Annotated in this window: 5 protein-coding genes; all 5 read left to right on the plus strand. The window is 71.6% G+C overall.

All coding sequences use genetic code 11. The features are described from left to right. Positions 1-770 (plus strand): pseudouridine synthase (locus PKH97_RS13565; RefSeq protein WP_324388057.1); only part of this gene is annotated, 770 nt, incomplete at its 5' end. A 7-nt stretch (positions 771-777) separates the two neighbouring features. Beyond that, a complete protein-coding gene (locus PKH97_RS13570) occupies positions 778-1,890 on the plus strand; it encodes a prephenate dehydrogenase (protein ID WP_324388059.1) in 1,113 nt (370 codons plus the stop codon). Positions 1,891-1,924: 34 nt separating this feature from the next. Beyond that, complete coding sequence (gene cmk, locus PKH97_RS13575) at positions 1,925-2,617, plus strand: (d)CMP kinase (RefSeq protein ID WP_324388061.1); 693 nt, start codon at positions 1,925-1,927, stop codon at positions 2,615-2,617. After that, positions 2,614-3,291 (plus strand): lysophospholipid acyltransferase family protein, encoded by a 678-nt coding sequence (locus PKH97_RS13580; protein WP_324388062.1) that lies wholly within the window; start codon positions 2,614-2,616, stop codon positions 3,289-3,291. Before cmk ends, PKH97_RS13580 begins: the two co-directional genes overlap by 4 nt. A 47-nt stretch (positions 3,292-3,338) precedes the next feature. After that, a complete protein-coding gene (gene der, locus PKH97_RS13585; RefSeq protein WP_324388063.1) occupies positions 3,339-4,805 on the plus strand; it encodes a ribosome biogenesis GTPase Der in 1,467 nt (488 codons plus the stop codon). The last annotated feature ends 127 nt before the right edge of the window (positions 4,806-4,932 follow it).

Consider the following 4,932-nt stretch of genomic DNA (forward strand, 5'->3'; position numbering starts at 1 on the left):
TGAGCCCGGCACCACCCGAGCGCGACCGCGTCGACGTCCACGATCCCGACGGCACCCGGCTGCAGAAGATTCTCGCGGCCGCCGGCGTCGCCTCCCGGCGTGGCTGCGAGCAACTCATCAGCGAGGGCCGGGTCGAGGTGGACGGCCAGGTCGTCACCGAACTCGGCATCCGCATCGACCCCCTGCGGCAGGTCGTCCACGTCGACGGAGTGCGCGTCCAGACCGATCTGGACAAGGTCTACCTTGCCTTCAACAAGCCCCTCGGCGTGGTCACGACCATGCAGGACGAGCTCGGCCGGCCCTGCGTCGGCGACTATGTCGCCAAGCGCCGCGAGCGGCTCTTCCACGTCGGGCGGCTCGACACCGACACCGAGGGCTTGTTACTGCTGACCAACGACGGTGAGCTTGCGCACCGGCTGCAGCACCCGGCATACGGGGTCCTGAAGACGTATGTCGCGCAGGTGCCCGGCCCCATTCCGCGTGATCTCGGCAAACGGTTGCGCGCCGGCATCGAGCTGGAGGACGGCCCGGTGGCCGTCGACAGCTTCAAACTGCTCGACAGCGCGCCCGGCCGCGCGGTGGTCGAGGTCGTCCTGCACGAAGGGCGCAACCACATCGTGCGTCGCCTGCTGGAGGCGGTCGGTCACCCGGTCATCGCCCTCGCGCGCACCCAGGTCGGACCGGTCCTGCTCGGTGACACCAAGCCCGGCAAGACGCGCGCGTTGACGCGGGGCGAGATCGGGGCCCTCTTCGCTGCGGTGGATCTCTAGGAGCCGTATGCCCGCGTCCATCCCGCCCGCCCGCCTGCCCGCGAGCGTGCACGTCATCGGTGCCGGCCTGATCGGCACGAGCATCGCGATGGTGCTCGCGCGCGCGGGCGTCCGGGTCACCTTGGCCGATGGATCACCGACCGGTGCGGCCCTGGCCGCCGACCTCTCCGGAGGGGTCGTGGCGGAACCCGGGGAGGTCGACCTCGTCGTAGTTGCCACGCCACCCGATGTCGCCGGTGGTGTCGTCGCCGTCGCGCTGGATCGCTGGCCGCGGGCCTTCGTCACCGATGTGGCCTCGGTCAAGCGCGCGGTGCGCGCCGATGTGCTCGCCGCGAATCCCACGGCAGCCGAGCGGTATGTCGGTGGCCACCCGATGTCGGGCCGGGAGCGGTCCGGGGCGATCGCCGCGCGCATCGACCTCTTCGAGGGGCGCACCTGGGTGATCACGCGGGCCGAGGAGACCTCGGACGCCGGAGTCGGCCTGGTCCGCGGCGTCGCCGAGGCGGCGGGCTCGGTGGTCCGCGTGCTCTCACCCGCCGAACACGATCAGGCTGTGGCCGCGGTCTCGCACGTGCCACAGGTGGCCGCATCGCTCGTCGCCGCGCGTTTGGCCGACCTGACCGAGGAGTCGGTGGCCCTCGCCGGTCCCGGCGTGCGGGATGTCACTCGGATCGCGGCGAGCGATCCGCGGCTGTGGACCCAGATTCTCACCGGCAATGCCCCGGCCGTCGCGGGCGTGCTGCGCGAGCTGGCGCTCGACCTCGGACGCGTCGTCGACGCCCTCGATGCCCTGACCGACCCCGATGCGCTCGCCCCGGGGGCCCGGGCGACGATTGCGGGGGCGATCGCGGCCGGCAACCGGGGCCACGACCGGCTACCGGGCAAGCACGGGGCGCCGCAAACGGCATACCGGATCGTGACGGTGCTGATCCCCGATGAGCCGGGCCAGCTCGGCCGGCTCTTCCAGGACGTCGGGGACGCGGGCGTCAACCTCGAGGAACTCAATCTCGAGCACGGCCTCGGCGCGCCCTTCGGCCTGCTGGAGCTCTCCATCGTCCCCGAGGCTGAGACCACGCTGATCGCTGCGCTGACGGCGCGCGGGTGGCGGCTGCATACGTGACCCTGGTGGCACGCACTCGGTAGGCTCCGGGCCCATGCAGCCAGTCGTCGTCGCGATCGACGGACCCTCGGGGTCCGGCAAGTCCAGCGTCTCGCGCGCGGTCGCGCGGCACTTCGGCTATGGCTATCTCGACACCGGGGCCATGTATCGCGCGGTCACCGTCTACTGCCTGCGCCAGGGCATCGACCTGTCCGACGCCGACGCCGTGGTGGCCGCGGCGGAAGAACTCCCCCTCGGCCTGGGCGCGGATCCGGACGACCCGGCCGTGACCCTCGACGAGGAAGACATCGCCGCGGCCATCCGCACCAGCGAGGTGTCCGCCGTCGTCTCCGCGGTGGCGACCAACCTCGGCGTGCGGGCCGTCCTCCAGGACGCGCAGCGCGAACTCATCGACGCGATCGCCGAAGACTGGGGCGGTGTCGTCGCCGAAGGCCGCGACATCACGACGGTTGTCGCGCCCGACGCGGACGTCCGGGTCCTGCTCACGGCGTCCGAGGAGGCTCGCCTGGCGCGCCGCAGCACCGAGCTGCACGGTTCGGCCGACGAGGCTGCTGTGGCCGCCACGCACGATCAAATCGTGCGGCGCGACCGGGACGACTCCACTGTCTCCCAGTTCACCGAGGCCGCCGACGGCGTGGTCCTGCTGGACACCTCCGCACTGGATTTTGACGGCAGCGTCGCCGCCCTCGTCGAGATCGTGACCGCAACGCTCGCCCGCGCCTCGTGAGTGGGCCCGCGCCCTGGCAGGCGGTCTGGGCCAGGCACACGGGCAGCGTCCTTTTCCGCGTGCTCTATGACAGTCGCGCCTACGGCCGCGAGAACGTCCCTCGGCGCGGGCCGGTGATCCTCGCCGCAAACCACCTCGGTTTCCTCGACGGCGCTCTCGTGCTCGGGATGGCGCCCCGGCCCTCACACTTCCTGGTGTGGGACGGCTCCTTCGACCGCGCCGTCGGGCCGCTGCTGCGCCTGAGCGGGCAGATCCCGCTCGCGGAGGCCCACGGCGACCGGACTGGCCTCGGGCAGGCGCTGGAGGTGCTCAAGCGCAATGGCGTGGTCGGGATCTTCCCCGAGGGCGCGCGGGGCAAGGGGGATCTCGCGACCGCGAACAAGGGGGTGGCCTGGCTCGCTCTGCAGTCGCGGGCGGCGGTGGTGCCGACCGCCGTTCTCGGCACCCGCGCGACCGGCCGCCTCGCGGACTCGGTGCCGCGACCGCGGTCCCGGTTGGTGGTCGACTTCGCCCGCCCGATCATTCCCACGCCGCCGATGGGTGTGCCCGGCAAGAAGCGTCTCGAGGTTGCGGCGGAGCAGATCCGCACTGCTCTGGCCACCCACGTGTCGGCCGCGTCCGCCGAACACGACATCCCGCTGCCCACCGACATCCCGCCCGACCTCTGGAGCTGATCTCGTCGCTGGTCGGCGGGGGAGCGGGCATACGGGACAATGGTCGGATGACCAGTGTGACCCGGCCGCCGGCCGATGACGACGCCCTCGACCGGGCCTTGCGTGCCGGCCTGGCGGACTTCGAGCTGACCGACGAGGACCGCGCCCTCGTCGACGGCCTGGCTCCCGATGAGTCCGGGGCGGCGGGCACCGGCCCGGTCCCCGTGGTCGCCATCGTCGGCCGCCCGAATGTCGGCAAGTCGACCCTCGTCAACCGCATCCTGCGCCGGCGCGAAGCCGTCGTCGAGGACGTCCCCGGCGTCACCCGTGACCGCGTGTCGTATGACGCGGAATGGGCCGGCCGCCGCTTCACCGTCGTCGACACCGGCGGCTGGTCGATCGACGCCACCGGCATCCACCTGCGGGTCGCCGAACAGGCCGAAGTCGCGGTCGACCTCGCCGACGTCGTGGTCTTCGTCGTCGATGCCAAGGTCGGCGCAACGGACGACGACGAGGCCGTCGTCAAACTGCTGCGCCGGGCCGGCAAGCCGGTGATCCTCGTGGCCAACAAGGCCGACGACGAGCGCACCGAGACCGATGCCCTCACCTTGTGGAATCTCGGCCTCGGCGAGCCGTATGCCGTCTCCGCCCTTCACGGCCGCGGCTCCGGCGACTTCCTCGACCGGCTGCTCGAGGTGCTCCCGGCGACCTCCGCAGTCGCCGGTGATCGTCCCGTCGAGGGCGGTCCGCGCCGCGTCGCGCTCATCGGGCGCCCGAACGTCGGCAAGTCCTCGCTGCTGAACAAGCTGGCCGGCAGCACCCGGGTCGTCGTCGACGACCTCGCGGGCACGACGCGCGACCCGGTCGATGAGCTGATCGAGCTCGGTGGGCGGCCCTGGATCTTCGTCGACACCGCCGGCATCCGCCGGCGGGTGCACCAGACCAAGGGCGCCGACTTCTATGCCTCGTTGCGCACCCAGACGGCGCTGGAGAAGGCCGAAGTCGCGATCGTGCTGATCGACGCCGAATCCTCGATCACCGAGCAGGACATCCGGGTCGTCCAGCAGGTCATCGACTCCGGGCGGGCCCTGGTGCTGGCCTTCAACAAGTGGGACCTGCTGGATGAGGAGCGCCGCTACTACCTCGAGCGGGAGATCGAGCGCGAGTTCGTCCAGGTCTCCTGGGCGCCCCGCGTCAATATCTCGGCGCGGACCGGGCGGCATACGGATCGCCTGGTGCCGGCTTTGGAGGTCGCGCTCGACTCCTGGGATCAGCGCATCCCCACTGCGCGCCTCAACGCCTTCCTCGGCGAGGTCGTCGCCGCTCACCCGCACCCGGTCCGGGGCGGCAAGCAGCCGCGGATCCTCTTCGCCACCCAGGCGAGCACCCGGCCGCCGCGCTTCGTCATCTTCGCCACCGGCTTCATCGAGGCCGGCTACCGGCGCTTCCTGGAGCGGAAACTGCGCGAGATGTTCGGCTTCGAGGGCAGTCCGATCGAGTTGTCGGTACGCGTCCGCGAGAAGCGCAAGCGCTGACTCCGCCCGGCGTGGCCACGATTCGGTGGCACCTGGGCGATGGGTTAAGCTTGCGCCTGCCCTTCCACGCACGGGAGGGCATTGCCACGGGCTGTGGCGCAGTTTGGTAGCGCACTTGACTGGGGGT

Origin of the sequence: Nostocoides sp. (assembly GCF_035343835.1) — a bacterium.
GTDB lineage: Bacteria > Actinomycetota > Actinomycetes > Actinomycetales > Dermatophilaceae > Nostocoides_A > Nostocoides_A vanveenii.

Excerpts from the sequence above, each read along its gene's own strand:
- PKH97_RS13570 (WP_324388059.1), top strand. The coding sequence starts at position 778 with ATGCCCGCGTCCATCCCGCCCGCCCGCCTGCCCGCGAGCGTGCACGTC.
- der (WP_324388063.1), top strand. The coding sequence starts at position 3,339 with ATGACCAGTGTGACCCGGCCGCCGGCCGATGACGACGCCCTCGACCGG.
- cmk (WP_324388061.1), top strand. The coding sequence starts at position 1,925 with ATGCAGCCAGTCGTCGTCGCGATCGACGGACCCTCGGGGTCCGGCAAG.